Origin of the sequence: Inquilinus ginsengisoli (assembly GCF_031453975.1) — a bacterium.
GTDB classification, from domain to species: domain Bacteria; phylum Pseudomonadota; class Alphaproteobacteria; order DSM-16000; family Inquilinaceae; genus Inquilinus; species Inquilinus ginsengisoli_A.
Genome location: NZ_JAVDPW010000005.1, coordinates 445801 through 467890, shown reverse-complemented (window position 1 = coordinate 467890; position 22090 = coordinate 445801). Strand labels below are relative to the sequence as shown.

Here is a 22090-nt window from a genome sequence, read left to right as displayed (position 1 = left end):
CGACCGAAAGAATCATCCATGCCGAACCCGATCGGCCTCATCTCCATGCAGGTCGCGCGCCCCTTCACCACCGAGCATTTCGGCTGGTTCGAGCGGATCCGCGCCATGGGCTACGACTTCATCGAGCTCCTGGTGCCCGAGCCGGGCGAGCTGGACCTCCCCGAGACCCGCCGGGCGTTGGACGGCGCCGGCCTGTCCGTCGTCCTCGCCGCCCGGGTCAACCTGCAGCGCAACCTGACCGGCGACGATGCCGCTGCGCGTGAGGCCGGGGTTGCGTATCTGTACTATGCCGCCGACTGCGCCGAACGGCTCGGCGCCGGCATCGTCGGCGGTCCGCTCTACGGCAACCCGCTGGTCTTCGCCGGCCGACCGCCGGCGCCGGTGGCCGAGGATCTGCGCTTGCGTCGCCGCGACTGGTGCGTCGACGGGCTGCAGCGAGCGGCCGATGCGGCGCGCGACCATGGGGTGGTTCTGGCGGTCGAGCCGCTGAACCGGTTCGAGACCGACATCCTGTGCACCACGCGCCAGGGGCTGGACCTGATCGACCTGGTCGACCGGCCGGAAGTGCGGCTGATGCTCGACACCTTCCACATGCATATGGAGGAGGCCGACATCGCCGAGGCGATCCGCCTGGCGGGCAACCGCTTCGTCCATTTCCAGGCGAACGAGAACCACCGCGGCTTCGTCGGCACCGGCGCGACCGACTGGGTGGCGGTGGCGCGGGCGCTGGCCGATGTCGGCTATGCCGGCCCGATCTCGGTCGAGCCGTTCCGCCGCGACGACGACCGCTTCGGCGTGCCGATCGCGCAATGGCGGCCGCCGCATGAGGACGAGACGGAGAAGCTGACCCAGAGCCTCGCCCTGCTGCGCGGCGCATTGGCGATGGGAGGGCACCGGCGATGACGCTGAAGATCGGCTGGATCGGCTGCGGCACCCACGCGACCCAGATGCTGCTGACGCAGCTGACGCGGCACGATGTCGAGCTGGCGGCGCTGTGCGATATCGACGGCGCCAACCTGGCCCGCGCCGCCCGCCAGTTCGGCGTGCGCGCCACCTACACCGACCATCGCGACCTGCTGGCCCATCCCGGGCTGGACGCGGTCGGCATGGCGGTCGGCCCCGCCGCGCACCACGCCATCGGCCTCGCCGCCCTGGCCCGTGGCCTGCCGGTGTTCATGGAAAAGCCGCCCGGCAGCACTCTCGCCCAGGCCGAGGAACTGCTGGCGGCGTCGGAGCGCGCCGGCAAGCCGCTGGTGCTCGGCTTCATGAAGCGCTGGTCGATCGGCAACCGCATCGCCGGCAACATCGTCCGCAGCCGCGAGTTCGGCCCGGTGCTGGGCTTCTACGGCTCCTACATGACGGCGCCGACCTATTTCCAGGGCGCGGTCGACTATTCCGGATTCTTCCTGCACCACTGCGTCCACTACATGGACCTTCCGGCCTTCCTGGCGGCCTCGCCGATCCGCGAGATCTCGGCCCGCAAGGTCGAGAACGGGCCCGGGCGCCTCCTCATGCACGTCGCATTGGGCTTCGACAGCGGCGCCATCGGCACCATCGTCATGGGTACGGTGCAGTCGCGCGGCACGCCGATGGAGTTCGTCCAGATCATGGGCGACCACCGCCGGCTGGAGGTGCGCAATGTGATCGATGTCACCTATTACCGCGACCCGGCCTTCAAGACCCAGAACCTCGGCGCCACCCTCGCCGGCACCGAGGATGCGTTGACCTGGTCACCCAACTTCACCGCCGCCGCCAATGAGGATTTCAAGGGTTACCATGCCCTGCTGGAGGTGACGCTGAAGGCCTTCCGCGGCGAGGCCGCCGACGCCCCCACCATCCGCGACGGCGTCACCGCCATGCGGCATCTGGAGACGCTGCGCCGACAGGTCGGAGGATAGAGCCTGCGGCCCAGGCTGGACGACCGCCACGCATGAGACAGGCCTGGATTGGCCAGACCCCATCCAGATCTTCACGACCGATCTGGCATTCCAGATCGACCTTCCCGGGCCGTGATCGCATCCGAGAGGGCTTCCAACTGCTCGGTGGCCGGTCCGCGCGACGCTTCGTCCAGGCTCGGCAGGCGCTCGGCCATTCCCACCCGAGCGGCACGGGCCTCGTCCAGCCGACCGGCGGCGCAGTGGGCGTGGCCCAGAGCCTCGAGCGCATAGAAGCACTCCACGCTATCAGCATCGTTCTCGACACAGCCCTGCCAGCAGGCCTCCGCAGCCCGCAGCGCCTCTTCGGCGCGCCCTGCGCCTGCCAGGCAGAGAGCGACCTGATAGTCCGCGCGCTCCCGCTCCAGCCAGCCGCCAGCCCTGTACCAGCTGGCATGGGAGATTCGCGCAGCGTCGATCATCAGGTCGACATAACCGCCGTCGTCCCGACGGTCCCCAAGGTAGAAACGGAGGTCGCCCGCGAGGTTGTTGGTGATGGCGGCCAGCGAGCGCAGCGACGCGGCGTCTCCAGCTGCATCGGCGAGCGCTTGGGCCGAGGACAGGCGTGCGCGAGCCTCGGCCCAGGCGGCGCGCCTGGTCAAGGCCAGCAGGGCATTGCCGTAGGCGCGGACCTGGTCTGCGGCCGTCAGAGAGGACTCCGCGGGCATCCCGGCACCGCCGGCCAGCGCATTGGCCAGACGGGCGCGGGCGAGCGCCGCCGCAAGCTGGCTGTTCCCGGCTGCGAGCGGTTCCAACCGGGCGATCCACCGATCGAGTTCGCGCGCGTCATCCATGTGCCCCAGCACGACGTGTTCGACCAGGCGAGCGAAGGCCTCCGCGTGGTCCGGTGCCGTGAGGAGCATGGCGAAACCATCCGGCAACCGAGCTGCGACCGCGGCGGGATTCGCCGCATGGTCCCTTTGGGCTGCTTCAATGAAGTGCTGGATCGTCACGACTGGCCTTGCGGTTCCGTGAGGCACGAATGGAGCTGGAGGCTCCAGGATCAATGAGTCAGCGAACGGTCGAACAGGTTCGTCATCTCGGACACGCGGCCCTCGATGAAGCATTTCAGGTTGCGGCAGAAGATGTCCGTGATCTTGCCGTTCTCGCTGGCCGCGGTGCTGGCCGAATGCGGGCTGACCAGCACGTTCGGCATGTCCCACAACGGGCTCGTCGGCGGCAAGGGTTCGACCGTGAAGACATCGAGGGCGGCGAATGCGATATGGCCGGTCCGCAGCGCGTCGATCATCGCCTGCTCGTCGATGACCTGGCCGCGCGCGATGTTCACCAGCACCGCGCCGGGCTTGAGGGCGGCGATCGCCGAGCGGTCGATCATGCCCTCGGTCTCCGCCGTGTGGGGAACCACGAGGACCAGCGCATCGGCGATCCCCAGCATCCGGTGCAGGTCGGAACTCCCGAACAGCTCATCGACCCCGAGCGCCTCGGCGGTCCGCGTCGATCCGGGCCGGGCCAGCGCCACCACCCGCATGTCGAACGCATTGCCGATCCGGATGATCCGTCGGCCGACCTCGCCCACACCGATGACGGCGAGAGTCTTGCCGGCCAGCTCCTCGTCGCAGCGGCGCTCCCAATGATGGCGTTTCTGGTCCGCCTGGACGCGCAGATGCTGTTTCCAGTGGCCGATGAGGGAGTGGAAAACGAACTCGGTCAGCGGGCCGGCATGCACGCCGCGGGCAGTCGTCAGCAGTATCGTCGAATCCTTGAGCCCGAGGCGCGCGACCCGGCTTCCGATCCCTGAACTGGTCGCCTGGATCCATTTCACCCGGGGCGCCAGCGAGAGGCCCGTCGATCCGTCCGCTGCATCCGGAGGGAAGTCCCACAGGATATCGGCCTTCGCCAGATGCCGGCGCCAGCGCGCCTCCCGCTCATCGTCGCGCTTGAATCCGGCCGGGCCATTGTGGTCCGCCACATATCGAGTCGGCGGAAGGAGATCGGGCTCGTGGACGACATCCACCCTGTCGGGCGCGACAGCGCGGATGCGGGCGACGTGCTCCTCCTCGAGCGGGCTGGCAATGAACACATTCAACCGATCGCTGTTACGGTCCATCGCTGCACCCCCGCTGTCGTTCACATCCTTGCAGCGCCGGCGCGCAACAGCGGCCGGCACGGAAGAGGAATTCGGTTAGTTGGCTCGGTTGCGGGCACGCGCCGGCGGCGGCGCCTCTCGGCCCACACCGGCGGCCTCACGCTGTTTGAGAAAGTCGAACAGCACGCGCCCCGCGGTTTCATTGTGGTCCCGCAAGATCCCTTCGGCGAACCGGCCGTCGCCGGCGACGATCGCCTCTACAATGGGTCGATGCGTGGCGATGATATCCTCGACGCTGGGCATCAGCCGGTCGCTCCAGATCAGGTAGAGCCTGATCTGCTGCTCGATCAGTCGATACTGCTCCGCAAGACGGCGATGACCGGACAGGGAGACGATCAGCTTGTGGAGGGCCAGGTCCCGGTCAACGATCGCGACCTCGTCGCCCTTCCCACAGGCCACGACCAGCGCATCGAACGCGCGATGGAGCTGGCCCTTCTTGTCGGAATCGAGATTCTCGGCAAGCAACCTTGCGGCCAGCGCTTCGAGGCTGCCCCGCAGCGTATAGAGCTCCCAGGCATCCGTGCTGCTCAGGCTGGTCACCGACCAGCCGGTGTAGGGCAATTGCACGACCAGCCCTTCGTTGGCGAGTTGATGGAGCGCCGTCCGGACGGTGGTCCGGGACAGGCCGAGGGCTTCCGACAGCCGCATCTCGGTGAGTCGCCCGCCGGGAGGAACGCCTCCCCCGACCACATGATTGCGGAGCGCTTCGGCGGCCTCGACCTCTACGCTTTTCTTCTTGATCGGTCTCAACTCCATCATGCGATCCGTCTAACAGGAAAATTAATTGTCGACAATTGAGAACGTCTGCGACATGAATCGCGGCGGAGGCATCCGAGGCAGCCGCACCACTCCTGAAAATAAGAAAGGGAGCGGCGCCGACGAGCGAACAAATTGGCGACATCGACACATGGAACGGACGCTTGCGCCGGTTCTCCGAATGCTGCGAGGCCCGCACGGGTTTGCGCTCCGCGCAGCCACGCATGGTGCCTGCAGAGTGCCATGGGGCGCGGCAATGCGGAGGCCTGACATCCGGCATCGGCACTCCGGCAGGCCGGCCCTGCGCCAGATCGCCGAGGCATGATGCTGGACCGACCGCTCCCGGCCTTGGACCGCGATGCGCCTCCGCCCGGGCCGGAGCCTCGCCACAAGCTGCTCGAGGTCCGCAATCTCGCGGCGAAATTCTATACGGTCGACGGCGTCGTGAACGCCTTGAACGGCATCTCCTATTCCGTCGACAAGGGCGAGTGTCTTGCCATCGTCGGGGAGAGCGGCAGCGGCAAGTCCGTCGGCGTTCTCTCGATCCTCCGGCTGATCCCTTCACCGCCGGGGCGGATCACCAGCGGCAGCATCCTCTTCAAGGGGACCGACCTGCTGACGCTCGATGATCGCGCGCTGCGGGACATCCGCGGCGGATCCATCGCCATCATCTTCCAGGACCCGATGACGTCGCTCAATCCGGTTATGCGGGTCGGGGCACAGATCACCGAAAGCCTGTTGGCGCATGAGCGCCTGACGCGCCGTCAGGCCCGATCGAAGGCGGCGGATCTGCTGGGCATGGTCGGGATCCCAAGGCCGGCGGAGCGGCTCGGCGACTACCCGCATCAATTCTCCGGCGGCATGCGCCAGCGCGTGATGATCGCCATGGCGTTGTCGTGCTCACCGCAGCTGATCATCGCGGACGAGCCGACGACGGCCCTGGACGTGACCATCCAGGCGCAGATCGTCGAGCTGGTGAAGAAGCTCCAGGCCGAACTCGGCACCGCCGTGATCTGGATTTCCCACGACCTCGGGGTTGTCGCCCGTCTCGCCGACAGGGTCGCCGTCATGTATGCCGGGCACATCGTCGAGCAGGCACCGGTCGACGAGCTGTATGCCCGGCCGGCCCACCCCTACACCCTCGGCCTGCTCGGATCGCTGCCGCGCCTGGACGCCGGCGGCAACAAGAAGCTGCAGGCGATCGGCGGACTGCCCCCGACCTTGCTTGGCGATCTGCGTGGCTGCCCGTTCGAGCCGCGCTGCCGTTTCGCGACCGATCGCTGCCGAGAACAGAATCCGGCCCTCGCCGAGGTTGCACCAGGCCACACGGTGGCGTGCTGGCATGATCGGCTGGGCCATCGGGACGCGCCCCATGAACAGTGAGATTCTGGTTCGCGTCAAAGACCTGAAGATGCATTTCCCGATCCGGTCGGGCGTCTTCAGCCGCGTCGTCGGGGCCGTGAAGGCGGTCGATGGCCTCACCTTCGATATCGCGAAAGGGGAGACCCTCGGGCTGGTCGGGGAAAGCGGCTGCGGCAAGACGACGGCCGGGCGCGCCATCCTTCAGCTCTACCGGCCGACCGCAGGAGAGGTCGAGTTCCGCGGGGTCGACCTTGCCAAGAGGGGTCCGGAAGATGTGCGGCGCGCCCGGCGGCACATGCAGATGATCTTCCAGGACCCCTATGCCTCGCTCAATCCCCAGATGCGGGTCGGCGAGATCATCGCGCGGCCGTTGCGCGTCCACGGCGTCGCCAGGAACGCGCGGGAGGAAAGGGCCCTCGTCACCGAGCTCATGCAGAAGGTCGGGCTCCACCCCTCCGTTCGCGACCGGTATCCGCACGAATTTTCCGGCGGGCAGCGGCAAAGGATCGGCATCGCCCGGGCGCTTGCCACCTCGCCCGACTTCATCGTCTGCGACGAACCCATCTCGGCGCTCGACGTCTCGATCCAGGCCCAGATCGTCAACCTGCTGGAGCGCCTGCGCGAGGAGTTGGGGCTGACCTACCTGTTCATTGCGCATGACCTCAGCATGGTGCGCTACATCTCCACCCGCGTGGGCGTGATGTATCTCGGCAAGATGATGGAGCTGACGACCAGCGACGAGCTCTACGAACGCCCGCTTCATCCCTACACCAAGGCCCTGCTGTCGGCGATCCCGATCCCCGACCCTCCGCTGGAGCGACAGCGGCAGCGCATGCTGCTCGAGGGCGACCTGCCAAGTCCGGCCGATCCACCGGCCGGCTGCCGCTTCAGTTCACGCTGCCCGATGGCGACGGACCAGTGCCGCGCCATCGAGCCGGAGTTCCGCGAAGCCACCGGGGGGCATTGGGTTGCGTGCCATCTTGTCTGACAGCGCCCGAATGGCGTCCTTGCCCCGCGATGGAAGCGTGAGGGGGCCATGCGCTACGTGATCCGGCGGCTCCTGCAGTCCCTCATCGTCGTGTTCGGCGTCAGCGTGGTGGCGTTCGGCATGCTGTTCATGACCGGCGATCCGACCGAGGTCATCCTGCGCGATGCGGCCGACCACATGACCGTCGCCCAGATCGAGGAGTTCCGGGTCAAAATGGGCTTCGACCGGCCGTGGTACGTCCAGTACTTCAGCTTCGTCGGCAACGCCGTCCAGGGAGACTTCGGCTACTCGTTCATCCGCCACCAGCCGGCCTACGAGGTGATCACCGACAAACTGCCGGCGACGATCAGGCTGGCGTCCTTCGCGTTCGTCCTGTCGCTGCTGGTGTCGATCCCGCTCGGGGTGATGTCCGCAATCTGGGTGCGGCGGCCGATCGATCACATCGCGACGGTGCTGGCCCTGATCGGCCAGTCCATCCCCAGTTTCTGGCTTGGCATCCTGCTGATCCTGCTGTTCGGCGTTCACCTGAAATGGCTGCCGATCTCCGGCAGCGGCACCTGGCAGCATCTCATCATGCCCGGAGTATCCCTGGCGGCGTTTCCCATCGCCCGCAACATGCGGCTGACGCGCTCTTCGATGCTCGACTTCATGCGGCGCGATTTCGTCCGCACGGCGCGCGCCAAGGGGATCTCGGAAACTCGCGTCGTCTATGCGCATGTGCTGCGCAACTCCCTGCTGCCGATCGTGACGGCGATCGGCCTCGAGCTCGGCTTCCTGCTGGGCGGCTCGGTCATCATCGAGACGATCTTCGGCTGGCCGGGCGTCGGCCGTGAAATCGTCTCCGCGATCGGATCGAAGGACTTCTACGTGGTCCAGGCCGGCGTGGTCATGCTGGCGCTGATCTTCGCCGCCGTGAACCTGCTGGTGGATCTCGCCTATTCCTGGATCGACCCGCGCATCCGGCACAGCTCATGACCCTCATCGACCGCCCGACTGAAATCGACGCCGGCGCCACGCCCGGAGCACCAGCAATGCCGGAGCAGGCCGCCGTCGGACGCCCGCGGCGAAACCAGATGCTGGCGCGGCTCTTCCGCAGCAAAGCGGCTGTCGTCAGCGTCGCCATCCTTCTGCTCGTCCTGATTGCCGCCGTCGCGGCACCGTGGCTGGCGCCGAACGATCCCTTCGCCATCAAGCTGATCCAGCGCCTGAAGCCCCCCGGCTACACCAGCAGCACCGGCATCACCTTCTGGCTGGGCACGGATTCGCTGGGCCGCGACGTCTTCAGCCGCCTGGTCTACGGCGCGCGCGTCTCCCTCGTGGTCGGGCTTGCCGCCGTGCTCATCTCCGGCACCATCGGGCTGCTGGTCGGGTTGCTGTCCGGCTATTTCGGTGGCTGGGTCGACGACCTGTTCATGCGTCTGTGCGACATCCAGCTGTCCTTTCCGACGATCCTGCTCGCCCTCACCATCATGGCCGTGCTGGGCTCCGGCCTCGACAAGCTGATCCTGGTGCTGGGCCTGACCGGATGGGTGCAGTACGGGCGCATCGTCCGCAGCCAGGTGCTGACCATCAAGACCGACGAGTTCGTGCTCGCGGCGCATGCCACGGGCGAGCGACAGTGGCGCATCCTGTTCCAGCACATCCTGCCGAATGTCTGGAGCCCGGTGATCGTGATCGCGAGCTTCACCGTCGCCAGCAACATCGTGGCCGAAGCGTCCCTCAGCTTTCTCGGCGTCGGCGTGCCGCCGAGCGTCCCGAGCTGGGGCACCATGCTGGCCGATGGCCGGCAGTATGTCGGCGTCGCCGACTGGCTGACGCTTCCCGCCGGCGCCGCGATCTCGCTGACCGTCCTGTCGATCAACATCCTCGGCGACTGGCTGCGGGACTATCTCGATCCCCGGCTGAAGAACATCGCCTGAGGAGCGCGCATAGACCAACGCCGGTACCGGGCAAACGTCCAAGGAGCTGAGCCGTGATGGGTCCGAATCTGTTGAGGCACGCCCTGTTTGCTTTCGGCCTGCTGGCGGGTGCGGCCGCCGCGACGTCCGCCATGGCGGATCAACGGCCGGTCGTGGTCCTGCTGCCGGCGGAGCCGGTCGGTCTCGACCCGATGTTCTCGACATCGAGCGCCGACATCACGCTGTCGATCAACGAGACGCTGTTCAAGCTCGACAATGACGGCAAGATCATCCCCGCCGTCGCGGAGTCGATCCGGATGATCGATCCGCTCACCTGGGAGATCAGGCTTCGCCCGGGGCTGGTGTTCCAGGACGACGAGCCGGCCAATGCCGACGCGGTCGTCTTCACCTTCGATCGGGCGAAGAGGCTGTTCGCGGCGGGCCAGGGCGACCTGAACTTCGCCATGGGTGCCCTGAAATACGACCATGTGGACAAGGTCGACGATCTGACGGTCCGGCTTGTCATGAGAGAACCGGATCCGATCGTGACCTCGCACCTGGTCAACCCGGAATTCTCGATCCTGCCGCCGAAATACTATTCGGAGAACCCGCCCGAGAAGGTGGCGTTCGCGCCCGTCGGGCTGGGCGGCTATCGCTTCGTCTCCTACGAACCCGGCGTCGGGCTGGTGCTGAAGGCGTTCGACAAGTACTGGCAGGGCAAGCCGCCCGTCGACGACGTCATCGTCAAGGCCGTCCCCGAGGTGGCGACACGCGTCAGCGAGATGAAGGCCGGGTCGGCCGACCTCATGACGGGGGTGCCGGCCGACCTGAAGGCGGATCTGGAGGGAGACGGCGTCACGGTCGTGACGGCGGCGAGCTATCTTCGCCAGTTCATCAACATCAAGCAGGGCCGCCATCCCGCGCTGGCCGATGTGCGGGTTCGGCAAGCGATGAACTATGCCGTCAATTGCGACGAGATCGCCGCCGAGCTGCTGGGCGGGCTGGTGAAATGCCGGATCGACCTGGTCAATCCGCCCAATGACGATCCCGCCCTGAAGCCCTATCCCTATGACCCGGAGAAGGCCAAGGCGCTGCTGGACGAGGCGGGCTGGGTGACGGGACCCGACGGTGTCCGGGCCAAGGATGGCGTCCGCCTCTCGCTCAATTTCGACACGACGGGCGGCTTCTACCTGATGGACAAGGAGACCGCCCAGGTTCTGGCCGATGACTGGAAGGCCGTGGGCATCGAGATCAAGGATTTCAAAGTGATCGACAGCTCGGTCAGCGCGCAGATGCGGGCCAACCAGGGCGCCGGCTTCCGGGATCTCATGAACTCCGGCTCAGGCCCCGACTATACCTGCCAGGGCGACCTGCTGCTCGTGCACAAGGAGTCCGGCTCGAACCGCATGAGCTGGGTGGACGACACGTTCGAGCAGATGTTCAAGACGTTCCGTCAGGAGTTCGACGCATCGAAATGGCCGGAGATGTGCCGCACCGCACAAGCCTATGTCGCCCAGCAGGCGCCCGTGGTGTGGCTGTTCAACGCGCCCTCGCTCTATGGCGTGTCCAAGCGCCTGACCTTTCACCCCCGCGCCGACGGCCGGCTCTATCTGGGCTCAGTCCTGCAAGGGGAGCAGGATTAGAGCGTCCGGCCGATACAAAAAACTGAACAGGAGGCAGAGACCATGAAGCCGACACGTGCAATCCGAATCCCGATATTGATCCTCGGGCTGGCGTTCAGCGCTGTCGCGAGCGCCCCGGCCTTCGCGGAGAGCAAGCCGGTCATATTCCTCAGCGATGCCGAACCGGTCAGCTTGGACCCGATGTTCTCGCAGTCCGACGCCAACGTCATCCTGTCGATCCACGAGACCCTGTTCCGCCTCGACAATGACGGCAAGATCGTCCCCGCCGTGGCGGAGTCGATCAAGATGCTCGACCCGCTGGACTGGGAGATCAAGATCCGGCCGAACCTGGTCTTCCACAACGGCGAACCGATCAACGCCGATGCGGTCGTGTTCACGTTCGACCGGGCCAAGAAGCTGTTCGCGGCAGGACAGGGAGACCTGACCTTCGCGCTCGGAGCCCTCAAATACGACCATATGGAGAAGGTCGACGACCTGACCGTCCGCCTGGTGATGACGGAGCCGGATCCGATCATCACCTCGCATATGGTCAATCCGGAGCTGTCGATCCTGCCACCGAAATACTACTCCGAGAATTCGCCGGAAAAGGTGGCCTTCGCACCGGTCGGGGCGGGCGGATACAAGTTCGTGTCGTACAAGCCCGGCGAAGGCCTCATCCTGAAGGCGTTCGACCGATACAGGCTCGGCAAGCCGCCGGTCGACGAGGTCATCGTCAAGGCGGTGCCGGAGATCGCGACACGCATCAGCGAGCTGAAGGCCGGAACCGCGGACCTCATGGTGGGCGTCCCCGCCGACCTGAAGGCCGACCTGGAGAGTTCGGGCGCCAATGTGGTCGTGGCGCCGAGCTACCGCCGCCTGTTCATCGCCATCAAGCAGGGCCGCCATCCCGCCCTGGCAGACGTGCGGGTCCGCCAGGCCATGAACTACGCTGTCAACTGCGAGGAGATCGCCACCGCTCTCCTCGGCGGAATGGCCAAGTGCTCGATCGATCTCATCAACACGCCCTACCAGGACCCGAACCTGAAGCCCTACAATTTCGATCCCGACCGGGCCAAGCAACTGCTCGACCAAGCCGGCTGGGCCCCCGGCCCGGATGGCATCAGGACCAAGGACGGCGAGCGTCTGTCGCTCAACTTCGACACCACCGGCGGCTCCTACCTCATGGACAAGGAGATCGCGCAGGTGCTGGTCGATTACTGGAAGGCGGTCGGCATCGAGATCAAGGATCTGCGGGTCATCGACAGCTCGGTCAACGCCCAGATGCGCGCCAAGCAAGGCGCGGGCTACCGGGACCTGATGAACAGCTCGTCAGGGCCCGACTATACGTGCCAGGGCGATCTGCTGCTGGTGCAGAAGGATTCCGGATCCAACCGCATGAGCTGGGTCGACGACAAGTTCGAAACCATGTTCAAGGCGTTCAACCAGGAATTCGACCAATCGAAATGGGAGAAGATGTGCAACGAGGCTCAGGCCTATGTCGCCGAGCAAGCCCCTGTGATCTGGCTGTTCACCGAGCCGACCCTCTACGGCGTATCGAAGCGCCTCACCTACCAGGCGCGGCCCGATGGCCGGGTCTATCTTAATCTCGTCCTGAAAGGCGCCACGGACTAGCCCGCCACATGGTGCCGCCCGCTCCGGTCGCCACGGTGACGTCCTTCGCAAGCCCTTTGGCAGAGCCATGAGAAAAACGGCGCCCGAAGGCGAGATTTTGTAGGATTGTCCCGGCTTGTCGGGCGGCGTCATGCTGGCTTCATGAGACAGTGTTTCGTCGCCGGGAGCGCCAACGCGAAGCTGCAGGCCGGGCTGCCGTGCGAGGGGCTGTCCGGCCGTGAGGCCCTGAAAGCGAGGCCTCAGGACCGACCCCACGCTCGACAGGCTCCGTCTCGCGCGACCCGGGGCGCGTGGCTCCGCGACGCCGACCCCACGCTTCCGAAGACGACCGTCAGGGACAGGGGACGCGGCGAATAGGCACTTGGGCATCAAGGCTCCGGCGACGACCGGGGCTGGGACCGGATCGGCCAACGATCCGCATACGGGCAGGCAAAGACGGGGAGATGGAGCCGATGACGACCGAATTCTCACGCCGGACGGCCCTCAAGGGCGCATTGATCGGCACGGCCGCCCTGGCCACGCTGCGGGCCGTGCCGGGTTGGGCCCAGGGCCGCGGCGGCACTCTGACCGCCGGCCTGACCTATGACATCGACACGCTGAATGTCTATTCGACCGGCTATCTCGGCGACGTCCAGGCCGCCGTGGTCGAGGGGCTGCTGGCGCCGAACGGCCAGGCGGAGTACGTGCCGGTGTTGGCGACGGAGGTGCCGACGCTGCAGAACGGCGGCATCGTCCTGACCGACGGCGGCAAGAAGATGACCGTCACCTACAAGCTGCGCCCCGGGGTCAAATGGCATGACGGGCAGCCCTTCACCTCCGCCGACGTGAAGTTCACCTGGGAGGCGGTGAAGGACGAGAAGTTCATCGCCGAGTCCAAGGACGGCACCGAGGACATCGAGTCGATCGAGACGCCGGACGAGCTGACCGCGATCTGCCACTACAACACGGTGGCGTCGGATTTCGCGTCGACCCTGTTCACCTTCGGCATCCTGCCCAAGCACGCGCTGGAGGGGAAGGATCTCAACACCGACGTCTACAACGAAAAACCGCTGGGCACCGGCCCGTTCATGGTGAAGGAGTTCAAGCGCGGCCAGTATGTGCTGACCGAGCGCAACCCGAACTACTGGCGCAAGGACGACAAGGGCGAGGCCCTGCCCTATTTGGACCAGCTGGTGTTCAAGATCATCCCGGATTCCAACACCCTGATGACCCAGCTGAAGTCAGGCGAGCTCGGCCTCGTGGTCCAGGTGCCGTACAACCAGGCCAAGCAGATCGAGGGCGTGGCCGGGCTGGAGACGATCAAGGGACCGCTGCTGTCCTGGCAGCATCTCGACTTCAACTTCAAGGGCCCGAAGTCGCTGCAGGACCTTGCGGTGCGCAAGGCGATCGCCCATGCCATGAACCGGCAGACGCTGGTGCGGGCCCAGGGCGGCTTCCCCGAGCCGGTCAAGTCGCCGGTCGTGCCGGTGTTCAAGGACCTATATGACCCGAACACACCGGACTATGCGTTCGACGTCGCGCAGGCCAACAAGCTGCTGGACGACGCCGGCTACGCCAAGGGCTCCGACGGCATCCGCGCCAAGGACGGGGAGACCCTGTCCTACCGCATCGTGGTGCAGGCGGGCCGCGCCGACGACGAGCTGGCCGAGCAGGTGATCATCGCCCAGCTCAAAGCCATCGGCATCGCCGCCAACCCGGACAACAAGACGGGCGTGGCCTATCGCGAGGCACGCTACAAGGGCGACTACGACCTGATCTACGGCCGGTGGATCACCTCGGCCGACCCGGTCTACAGCGTCTTCTACGGCACCAAAGGCGCCAACAACGGCCAGGGCTACTCGAACCCGAAGCTCGACGAGGTCTTCGCCAAGCTGGAGAACACACTCGATCCGGCCGAGCGCAAGGCGCATGCGGCGGAGATGCAGAAGATCCTGGCCGAGGACCTGCCCTCGATCCCGCTGACCACCAACGTGGCCGTCATCGCCAAGACGACGAAGCTGAAGGACTTCGTGCCCAACCCGACCAACATGACCAACTTCGTCGACACCAGCCACTGGCATCTCGAAGGGTGACCGGGGTCCCGTCGACCGCGCCGCGGCCTGCATGAACGCCGGACACGTTCTCCGCCGCCTGCTCGGCGCCATCCCGCTGCTGTTCGGGATCTCGCTGCTGCTGTTCGCCGTCATCCATCTGGCGCCGGGCGGGCCGCTCGACGTCTATGCCGACAACCCGTCGGTCAGCCCGGCCGCGCTCGAGCAGATCCGCAAGGCCTACGGGCTCGACCAGCCGATCCCGGTGCAATACGTGCTGTGGCTGAAGTCGATGGTCCTCGGCGACTGGGGCTATTCCATCCGCACCGGCCGGCCGGTGCTGCAGGAGGTGACGGAGCGGCTGGGACCGACCCTGGAGCTGGGCGGGCTGGCCATGCTGGTCTCGCTCGCCATCGCCCTGCCCCTCGGCACCATCAGCGCGGCAAGGCGCCATTCACTGCTGGACCACGTCCTGACCTTCCTGTCCTTTGCCGGTATCTCGCTGCCGGTGTTCTGGCTGGCGCTGCTGCTGCAGCTGCTGTTCAGCATCGCGCTGGGATGGCTGCCCTCGGCCGGGTACCAGACCATCGGCGGCGGCTCGTTCGGCGACCGGCTGGCCCATATCGCCATGCCGGCCGCCGTGCTCTCCCTCGCCACCATCGCGAGCTGGAGCCGCTACATCCGCTCCGGCATGGTCGACGTGCTGGACCAGGACTACATCCGCACCGCCTATGCCAAGGGGCTGCGCGAGCCGGGCGTGATCCTGCACCACGCCCTGCGCAATGCGCTGATTCCCGCGGTGACGATCATCGCGCTCGACCTCGCCTCGATCATCTCGGGCGCGGTGATCACCGAGACCGTCTTCGCCTGGCCCGGCATCGGCCGGCTGTTCATCGAGAGCATGGACGGCCGCGACTATCCGGTGCTGATGGGGCTGATGATGCTGGGCTCGCTCGCGATCGTGCTCGCCAACATCGCCGCCGACCTGGCCTACGCCACGCTCGACCCGAGGATCCGCTATGACTGACGCGGCGGGGCCGGTCGCGACCATGGCCGAGCCCGGCCATCGCGGTTATTGGAGCCAGATGGCGCGTCGCTTCCTGCGCCACAGGCCGGCCGTTGCCGGACTGGTGTTCCTGCTGTTGCTGGCCACCGCCGTGGTGGTCGGGCCGATGGTGCTGCCCTACGCCTACGACGACCAGGACTTCGACCTGATCGGCGCGCCGGGCGAGATGACCGCCGCGCACTGGCTGGGCACCGACGAACTCGGCCGCGACGCGCTGACCCGGCTGGCCTATGGCGGCCGGGTCTCCCTCGCCGTCGGCCTCGCTTCCGCGATCATCGCCACCGGCCTCGGCACCCTGGTCGGCGCGCTGGCCGGCTTCTACCGCGGCATCGTCGACAGCCTGCTGATGCGCTTCACCGACGTTATGCTGTCGATCCCGCCCCTCCCCTTGGTCCTGCTGCTGTCCGGCCTGTTGCGCCCGTCCGTGCCGCTGTTGGTCGCCATCATCGGCGCGCTGATCTGGATGGGCACGGCCCGGCTGGTCCGCAGCCTGTTCATGGCGCTGCGCGAGCGGGAGTTCGTCGAGGCCGCGCGTGCCCTGGGCGCGCGGGGACCGCGGCTGATGCTGCGCCACATCCTGCCGAACGCGATCGGCCCGATCACGGTGTCCGCCACACTGGCGGTCGGCAGCTCGATCATGCTGGAGAGCGCGCTGTCCTTCCTGGGCTTCGGCGTGCAGCCGCCGGTGCCGACCTGGGGCAACCTGCTGAACACGGCCAGCCCCTGGCTGGCCGCAGCGCCCTGGCTGGCGATCCCGCCGGGCCTGTGCATCTTCTGCACCGTGCTGGCGGTCAACTTCGTCGGCGACGGGCTGCGCGACGCGATGGAGCCGAGAGGCTAGGCCGTGACGACGGCGGGCGGGCGGGTCAGGTCGAGGTCGCTGCGGATGCAGGCCACGGCATGGCCGGGCCCGGCGTCGCGCAGTGGAGGCGCCGCCTCGCCGCAGGCCGGCAGCGCATAGGGGCAGCGAGTCCGGAACACGCAGCCCGATGGGGGATTGAGCGGGCTGGGCAGATCGCCCTTCAGCACCATCCGGGTACGGCGGGCGCCGGGCCTGGGGATCGGGGCGGCGTCCAGCAGCGCGCGGGTGTAGGGGTGGCGCGGGTTGCGGTACAGCTCGGCCGCCGTCGCCGTCTCCATCACCCGGCCGAGATACAGCACCACGACCCGGTCGCACAGGTACTCGATCACCGACAGGTCGTGGCCGATGAACAGCAGCGCCAGGCCCATCTCCTGCTGCAGGTCCTGCAGCAGGTTGATGATCTGCGCCTGGATCGAGACGTCGAGCGCCGAGACCGGCTCGTCCGCCACGATGAAGGCCGGGTTCACCGCCAGGGCACGGGCGATGCCGACGCGCTGGCGCTGGCCGCCCGAGAATTCGTGCGGATAGCGCCCGGCCGCGAAGGTCGGCAGGCCGACCTTGTCCAGCAGGGCGCGGATCCGGGCCGGCCGGTCCCCGCGGCCGCCGATGCCGTGCAGGTAAAGCGCCTCGCCGAGCGTGTCGCCCACCGTCATCCGCGGGTTCAGACTGGCATAGGGGTCCTGGAAGATGATCTGCATGCGGCTGCGCAGCGCCGCCATCGCCGCCGCGGGCAGGCCCAGGATCTCCTGTCCCTCGAAGCGTACGGAACCGCCGGTCGGCTCGATCAGCCGCAGCACGGCGCGGCCCAGGGTGGTCTTGCCGGAGCCGGATTCCCCGACCAGCCCGACCACCTCGTGCGGCCGGATGTCGAGCGACACGCCGTCCACCGCCCGGACTGTCCCGCCCGGTCGGAACAGGCCCTTGCCGATCGGGAAATGGACCTTCAGATCCGTGATCGAGACCAGAGGCGGCGGCATGGCGGTCACAGCTCCCTCCACCGCAAACAGCGCGAGGCGTGGCTGTCCGCCACCCGCTCGACCGGCGGCATGGCCGAGCCGCAGGCCGCCACCGCGAGGTCGCAGCGCGGCGCGAAGGCGCAGCCCGGCGGGGGATGGCGCGGATCCGCGACCTGGCCGGGGATCGCCTTCAACCGGCTGCGCCCGGCGCTGGCGCGGACAGCATGGTCGATGACGGGCAGGCTGGCCAGCAGCCCCCGTGTGTAGGGATGGCTGGGCGCGTCGAACAGCCCGTCGACGTCCGCGCTTTCGACCACCCGGCCGGCATACATCACCTCGACCCGGTCGGCGATCTCGGCGACAACCCCGAGATTGTGCGTGATGAACAGAATGCCCATGCCGAGCTCGCGCTGCAGCCGCCGCATCAGGTCCAGGATCTGCGCCTGGATCGTGACGTCGAGCGCGGTGGTCGGCTCGTCGGCGATCAGCAGTGCCGGGTCGCAGGCCAGCGCCATGGCGATCATCACCCGCTGCCGCATCCCGCCCGACAGCTGGTGCGGGTAGGACTCGGCCCGGCGCCGCGCGTCCGGGATCTCGACCAGCGACAGCATCTCGACCGCCCGGCTCCAGGCGGCCCTGGCGCCAACCCCGCGATGCAGCCGGACGACTTCTGCGATCTGGCGGCCGACGCTGTGCACCGGGTTCAGGCTGGTCATCGGCTCCTGGAAGATCATCGAGATCTCGTTGCCGCGGACATCGCTCATCGCCGTCTGGTCGAGCCGTGCCAGGTCGCGCACCCGGCCGTCGCGGCCGCGGAACAGGATCTCGCCGGCGGCGATGCGGCCGCCGGGCGAGCGGACCAGGCGCATGACCGACAGGCTCGTCACCGACTTGCCCGATCCGCTCTCGCCCACCAGCGCCACGGTCTGCCCGGCCTCGACCCGCAGGTCGACGCCGTTGACCGCGCGCACCGGCCCCGCTTCGGTGCGGAATTCCGTCACCAGGCCGCGGACATCGAGCAGCGGCGTGCCGGTGCAGTCCGCTTCCGTCATCCGGCGATCTGCCCTGCCCGCCTCATCTCATCCTCCGCCCAGGCCACGGGCACGTGCCCGTGGCCGATCAGCGTATCGTGGAAGGCCTGGACGCCGCCACGCCAGCGCGACCGCAGGTCCTTGATCGCCTCGACGCCCAGCCAGTACATCAGCCGGGTCGCCGGGAAGATCGAGTTGCGCGTCACCTCGCCGTCGACCCGGGCGGCGGCGAAGCCGGCCTCGTCCCGGTAGAAGCGCTTGGCCTCCTCCAGCGTCCATTCGCCGGTGTGCAGACGGATGTCGACCAGCACGCTGGCGGCGTTGCGCCGCTCGAACTGCTTCAGCAACAGCACCTCGCCTGGGGTGTAGAAGCCTGGCGCCTCCAGCAGCAGGTCCTCGGCGTAGCAGGCCCAGCCCTCGACCATGGTGCCCGCCGACAGGAAGGCGATGCCGGCGGCGCAATCGGTGCCGCCGAGGCGGGCCAGGCGGGATGCCGCCTGCCGGGCCCGGGCGTTCTGGGTGTGGTGGCCGATGGACCCGTGATGGACGGCGTGGACCGCCTTCACCAGGGCGTCATTCTGGCCGCGAAGATAGGAGGCCGGGTCGCCGCCACCCGGCGGCGTCACCCAATAGACGCTGCCGTCGCCGGCGCGCGCCATCGGGGGCGACCGGTAGAACAGGAAGTAGAGATCCCGCGCCACAGTGCGGAATGTGGGGGCCAGCGGCTGGTACGACAGCCCGTACTCCGGGGCGGGAGTGACGAGGCCGGCGGCCGCCCGCACCGCCGCGTCGTGCAAACGGCGATAGCTGGCCGGGACATCTTCCGGCGCGGCGGGATGGATCTCGGCCAGGGCCTCGACCTGCTGCTGCCAGGATCGCGCGGGATCGATCCGCGTCGCCATCTCCTCCAACTCGCCGCCCATGCGGTCGAACGCGTCCTGCGCCCGGCGCGCTGCCTCGGCGGGGGACAGGGCCAGGCCATGCGCCTCGCGCATCAGGAACGCCAGATATGGCTCGCCGCAAGCCGGGTCCCGGTCCGGCAGGCCTGCCACAACGGCGGAGAAGTCTTCCAGCGCCCGGGCGGCGGCCTCGGCCGGCACGGCCCAGCTTTCGGACCAATCGGTATGCAGGCGGATGTCACCGCGCAGGAACCCCGCCACGGCCGTAGCCTCCCGCCGCGCCCGGTCGGCCCAGCCGCGCGGCGTTGCGGTGCCGGACAGCCGGGCCCGCCCGTCGGCCAGGAAGTCGGGCAGCGCGGCCAGCCGGGCCGCCACGGCCGAACTGCGGGTCGGCTGCGACTGCGGCAGCAGCAGGGCGATGATCGCGAAGGCTGCCTCGCCCGTGTACCAGGCGGGGTTCAGGAAGCGCGGCCTGTGGTCGAGGCCGGCGCGGGCGATGGCGATCTCCGACCGCATCAGCCGCAGGTCCAGCCGATCGCCCGGGGATGACGGCTCGGGCTGCACCGCCAGCCGGTCCTGCAGCGCGTCCAGCCCCGCCCGTTCGGCAGCCTCGGTGCCGGTGGCGGCCGGCGGCAGCCGGTCGTCGTGCCCGTCGATCCCCATGAAGGTCGCGTCCACCGGCCGGAAGGCCAGGTGGTGGGCCAGGAAGGCGTCGACCAGACCCGGATCCAGGCCGGCGCCGCCGGTCACCTTCCTTGCCCCGGCAGGTCGACCCAGCGCCGCTCGGCATGCGCCCGGATCACCGCGTCGACGATCTCCTGGCTCTTGGCGCCGTCGAAGAACGTGCATTCCTGCGGCCGGTCCTCGAGGATCTCGTCGACGAAGTGCCGGACCAGGTTGCGGTAGTAGAGCTCGGGCCATGGCGTGCCGAGCGTGGTGCCTGGCGGCAGATGGTCCGCCGGCAGGTCGATCTTGCGAAACTCGACCGCATCGGCTGTGGCGAAGTGCAGCGTCTCGGCGATGCCGTATTCCGAGATCAGCCGCGCCACCGCCGCGCCCTTCGATCCGTAGACCCGGATCTCGACGCCCGGATAGTTGCCGACCGCGATGTAGCTCGACTGCAGCAGCCCCTGGGCGCCGCTGGCGTATTCGACCACCGCCGCCGCGCCGTCCTCGATCGGAATACGCTGCCGCCCCGGCTCGCCGCGCACCACCCGCTCGGGCACGAAGTTGCGCATGGTCGAGGCGACCGACGCGAATTCTCCTCCCAGCCAACGCATGAGGTCGACCAGGTGCGACCCGTAGCCGATGATCGACGCCGGGATCAGTTGGTCGCGCGGCGCGCCGGGCACAACCTGGCGCAGCGGGAAATCCGGGTCGAGGAACTGACTGTTCTGCTCGAAGCCGTGGATGTGGAAGATCTCGCCCAGCGTCCCGTCGGCAATCCACTGCCTCACCTGCCGGATGGCCGGCGAGTAGCGGAAAGTGAAGCCCAGCTTGGTGCGCACGCCCTTGGCATCCGCCGCCCGGGCCGCGGCGAAGGCCGGCTCCGCCTCGGTCGCCAACGGCTTCTCGGACAGCACGTGCCTGCCGGCGGCGATCGCGTCCAGGCTGAGCGGCAGATGCGTGTGGGTCGGTGTGCAGACATCGACCATCTGCACGTCCGGGTCGGCCAGCAGCGCTCGGTGGTCGGTGTAGATCCGACGTGCGCCGAACCGCTCGGCCATCGCCTGGGCACGCTCGGGCTCGATATCGCAGATGGCGACCAGGTCCACCCGTTCATGCGCGGCGTAGCCGGGCAGGTGCGCCTTCTCGGCCCAGCTGTGCGCCCCGATTACCCCGACCCCGAGTCTCGTCCCTGTCATGGCAGCGCCTTTCCGATCTGGTTCACATAGGCCTCCAGCTCGTCGTAGTTGTGGAAGCCGAGCGGGCGGCGCCCTTCCTCGATCTCGTAGATCATGGCGCAGAGCTTCTCGTTCAGTCGGACATCCACGCCGGCCCGGCGGCCGTAATCGATCAGCTTGCCGTTGGAGGAGCGCACTTCGGACGGCCGGTTCCGGTAGACGATGTCCCACCAGATGCCGGAGCCCTTCTTCTTGAACTGGTGGGCCTGCTCGTTCTGGTCCTTCTTCAGCAGCCAGATCGCGTGGTTGATGTTGTCGAGCAGGCGCCGCGTGTCGGCCGGCGTCTTCGGCCGGTAGTTGGCGGGGTCGAAGAAGTCGAAGGCCTCGACCGCGATCCCGTTCGCCTCCGCAATCTCCAGCGCCTCGCGCACGATCGCGCCGGCGATCCGGGCATAGCGCTCGACCCCCAGCGTCTCGCGGATGCGGGCATCGACCAGGGCGGAGAACACGACCTGGGCGGAATAGACCTCCTTGGCCCAGATCTGGCCCCAGATGTTGTCGGAGACCTGCACCTCGGTCAGCGCCGACAGCTGCCGGCCCAGTTCCTCCAGCCGCGGGGTGCGGCGGCCATCCATCTCGCCGAGCTGGATCGGCCCCTCATGGACGAACTCGATGTAGCCGGGATCGACCAGCGCGCCGCCGTAGTTCGGAATCGATCCGATCACCATGGCCTTGCCGTCGAAGCCGTTGGCATCAAGCAGGGCCACGATGTCGGGTTCGTTGAACCCGTTCTGATAGGAGACGATGGCGCTGTCGGGCCGCAGCAGCGGCAGCACCTGCCGCACCGCGTCGACGGCATGCTGTGACTTGGTGGCGACCAGCACCATGCCCAGCGGCTGGGTCAGCTGGTCCGGCGTCGCGGCCCGGACCGGAACCGTCATCTCGCCGCGGACGCCGTCGATGAAGAGTCCCCGGGCGTTGAGCGCGTCGACATGCTCCTGCCAGCGATCGACCAGGAGGACATCATGCCCCGCCTTGGCCATATACGCCCCGGCCAACCCGCCGATCGCGCCGGCACCGATGATGGTGATGGTCATGCTGTC

19 protein-coding genes are annotated in these 22090 nt (G+C 67.8%); 11 read left to right on the top strand and 8 right to left on the bottom strand.

Annotated elements, in window-relative coordinates; genetic code table 11:
- Positions 1-18: 18 nt before the first annotated feature.
- Both E9232_RS16620 and E9232_RS16615 read left to right on the top strand, forming a co-directional pair.
- Positions 19-903, top strand: a complete 885-nt coding sequence (locus E9232_RS16620) for a sugar phosphate isomerase/epimerase family protein (protein ID WP_309795553.1) — start codon at positions 19-21, stop codon at positions 901-903.
- Positions 900-1898 carry a Gfo/Idh/MocA family protein gene (locus tag E9232_RS16615; protein WP_309795551.1) on the top strand — a complete coding sequence of 333 codons (999 nt, stop codon included), beginning with the start codon at positions 900-902 and terminating at the stop codon, positions 1896-1898. The genes E9232_RS16620 and E9232_RS16615 overlap by 4 nt, the downstream gene beginning before the upstream one ends.
- A gap of 71 nt (positions 1899-1969) precedes the next feature.
- Here the strand turns inward: E9232_RS16615 and E9232_RS16610 are convergent, their stop codons facing one another.
- From E9232_RS16610 to E9232_RS16600, 3 genes are all read right to left on the bottom strand, one after another.
- Positions 1970-2887 carry a hypothetical protein gene (locus tag E9232_RS16610; protein WP_309795549.1) on the bottom strand — a complete coding sequence of 306 codons (918 nt, stop codon included), beginning with the start codon at positions 2885-2887 and terminating at the stop codon, positions 1970-1972.
- Between the two features lie 50 nt (positions 2888-2937).
- Complete coding sequence (locus tag E9232_RS16605; RefSeq protein ID WP_309795548.1) at positions 2938-4002, bottom strand: D-2-hydroxyacid dehydrogenase; 1065 nt, start codon at positions 4000-4002, stop codon at positions 2938-2940.
- 75 nt (positions 4003-4077) lie between these two features.
- Complete coding sequence (locus tag E9232_RS16600) at positions 4078-4797, bottom strand: GntR family transcriptional regulator (RefSeq protein WP_309795546.1); 720 nt, start codon at positions 4795-4797, stop codon at positions 4078-4080.
- A 321-nt stretch (positions 4798-5118) separates the two neighbouring features.
- On the opposite strand from E9232_RS16600, the gene E9232_RS16595 reads away from it, so the two are divergent.
- The 9 genes from E9232_RS16595 (at position 5119) to E9232_RS16555 (ending at position 16236) form a co-directional block, all read left to right on the top strand.
- Positions 5119-6180 (top strand): ABC transporter ATP-binding protein, encoded by a 1062-nt coding sequence (locus E9232_RS16595; RefSeq protein WP_309795544.1) that lies wholly within the window; start codon positions 5119-5121, stop codon positions 6178-6180.
- Positions 6140-7147, top strand: coding sequence for an ABC transporter ATP-binding protein (locus E9232_RS16590; protein WP_309795543.1), 1008 nt, complete (start codon positions 6140-6142; stop codon positions 7145-7147). The genes E9232_RS16595 and E9232_RS16590 overlap by 41 nt, the downstream gene beginning before the upstream one ends.
- A gap of 48 nt (positions 7148-7195) precedes the next feature.
- Positions 7196-8122, top strand: a complete 927-nt coding sequence (locus E9232_RS16585; RefSeq protein ID WP_309795541.1) for an ABC transporter permease — start codon at positions 7196-7198, stop codon at positions 8120-8122.
- A 98-nt stretch (positions 8123-8220) separates the two neighbouring features.
- A complete protein-coding gene (locus E9232_RS16580) occupies positions 8221-9066 on the top strand; it encodes an ABC transporter permease (protein ID WP_309795537.1) in 846 nt (281 codons plus the stop codon).
- A gap of 56 nt (positions 9067-9122) precedes the next feature.
- Entirely contained in the window at positions 9123-10688 is a 1566-nt protein-coding gene (locus E9232_RS16575; RefSeq protein ID WP_309795535.1) for an ABC transporter substrate-binding protein, read from the top strand.
- Between the two features lie 42 nt (positions 10689-10730).
- A complete protein-coding gene (locus tag E9232_RS16570) occupies positions 10731-12299 on the top strand; it encodes an ABC transporter substrate-binding protein (RefSeq protein ID WP_309795533.1) in 1569 nt (522 codons plus the stop codon).
- A gap of 452 nt (positions 12300-12751) precedes the next feature.
- Positions 12752-14371 (top strand): peptide ABC transporter substrate-binding protein, encoded by a 1620-nt coding sequence (locus E9232_RS16565; RefSeq protein ID WP_309795531.1) that lies wholly within the window; start codon positions 12752-12754, stop codon positions 14369-14371.
- Positions 14372-14402: 31 nt separating this feature from the next.
- Positions 14403-15356 (top strand): ABC transporter permease, encoded by a 954-nt coding sequence (locus tag E9232_RS16560; RefSeq protein ID WP_309795529.1) that lies wholly within the window; start codon positions 14403-14405, stop codon positions 15354-15356.
- Positions 15349-16236 carry an ABC transporter permease gene (locus tag E9232_RS16555; RefSeq protein WP_309795527.1) on the top strand — a complete coding sequence of 296 codons (888 nt, stop codon included), beginning with the start codon at positions 15349-15351 and terminating at the stop codon, positions 16234-16236. Before E9232_RS16560 ends, E9232_RS16555 begins: the two co-directional genes overlap by 8 nt.
- Here the strand turns inward: E9232_RS16555 and E9232_RS16550 are convergent.
- From E9232_RS16550 to E9232_RS16530, 5 genes are read right to left on the bottom strand one after another with little or no spacing between them, the layout of a single operon-like run.
- Positions 16233-17234: an ABC transporter ATP-binding protein gene (locus E9232_RS16550; RefSeq protein WP_309795728.1), complete on the bottom strand. Its 1002-nt coding sequence runs from the start codon at positions 17232-17234 to the stop codon at positions 16233-16235. The two genes, E9232_RS16555 and E9232_RS16550, sit on opposite strands and share 4 nt — an antisense overlap.
- Positions 17235-17239: 5 nt before the next feature.
- Positions 17240-18265 (bottom strand): ABC transporter ATP-binding protein, encoded by a 1026-nt coding sequence (locus tag E9232_RS16545; protein ID WP_309795525.1) that lies wholly within the window; start codon positions 18263-18265, stop codon positions 17240-17242.
- Entirely contained in the window at positions 18262-19893 is a 1632-nt protein-coding gene (locus E9232_RS16540) for a DUF885 family protein (RefSeq protein WP_309795523.1), read from the bottom strand. Before E9232_RS16540 ends, E9232_RS16545 begins: the two co-directional genes overlap by 4 nt.
- On the bottom strand, positions 19890-21008 hold the full coding sequence (locus E9232_RS16535; RefSeq protein ID WP_309795521.1) for a Gfo/Idh/MocA family protein: 1119 nt from the start codon (positions 21006-21008) through the stop codon (positions 19890-19892). Before E9232_RS16535 ends, E9232_RS16540 begins: the two co-directional genes overlap by 4 nt.
- Positions 21005-22084 carry a ketopantoate reductase family protein gene (locus E9232_RS16530; RefSeq protein ID WP_309795519.1) on the bottom strand — a complete coding sequence of 360 codons (1080 nt, stop codon included), beginning with the start codon at positions 22082-22084 and terminating at the stop codon, positions 21005-21007. The genes E9232_RS16535 and E9232_RS16530 overlap by 4 nt, the downstream gene beginning before the upstream one ends.
- Between the last annotated feature and the right edge of the window lie 6 nt (positions 22085-22090).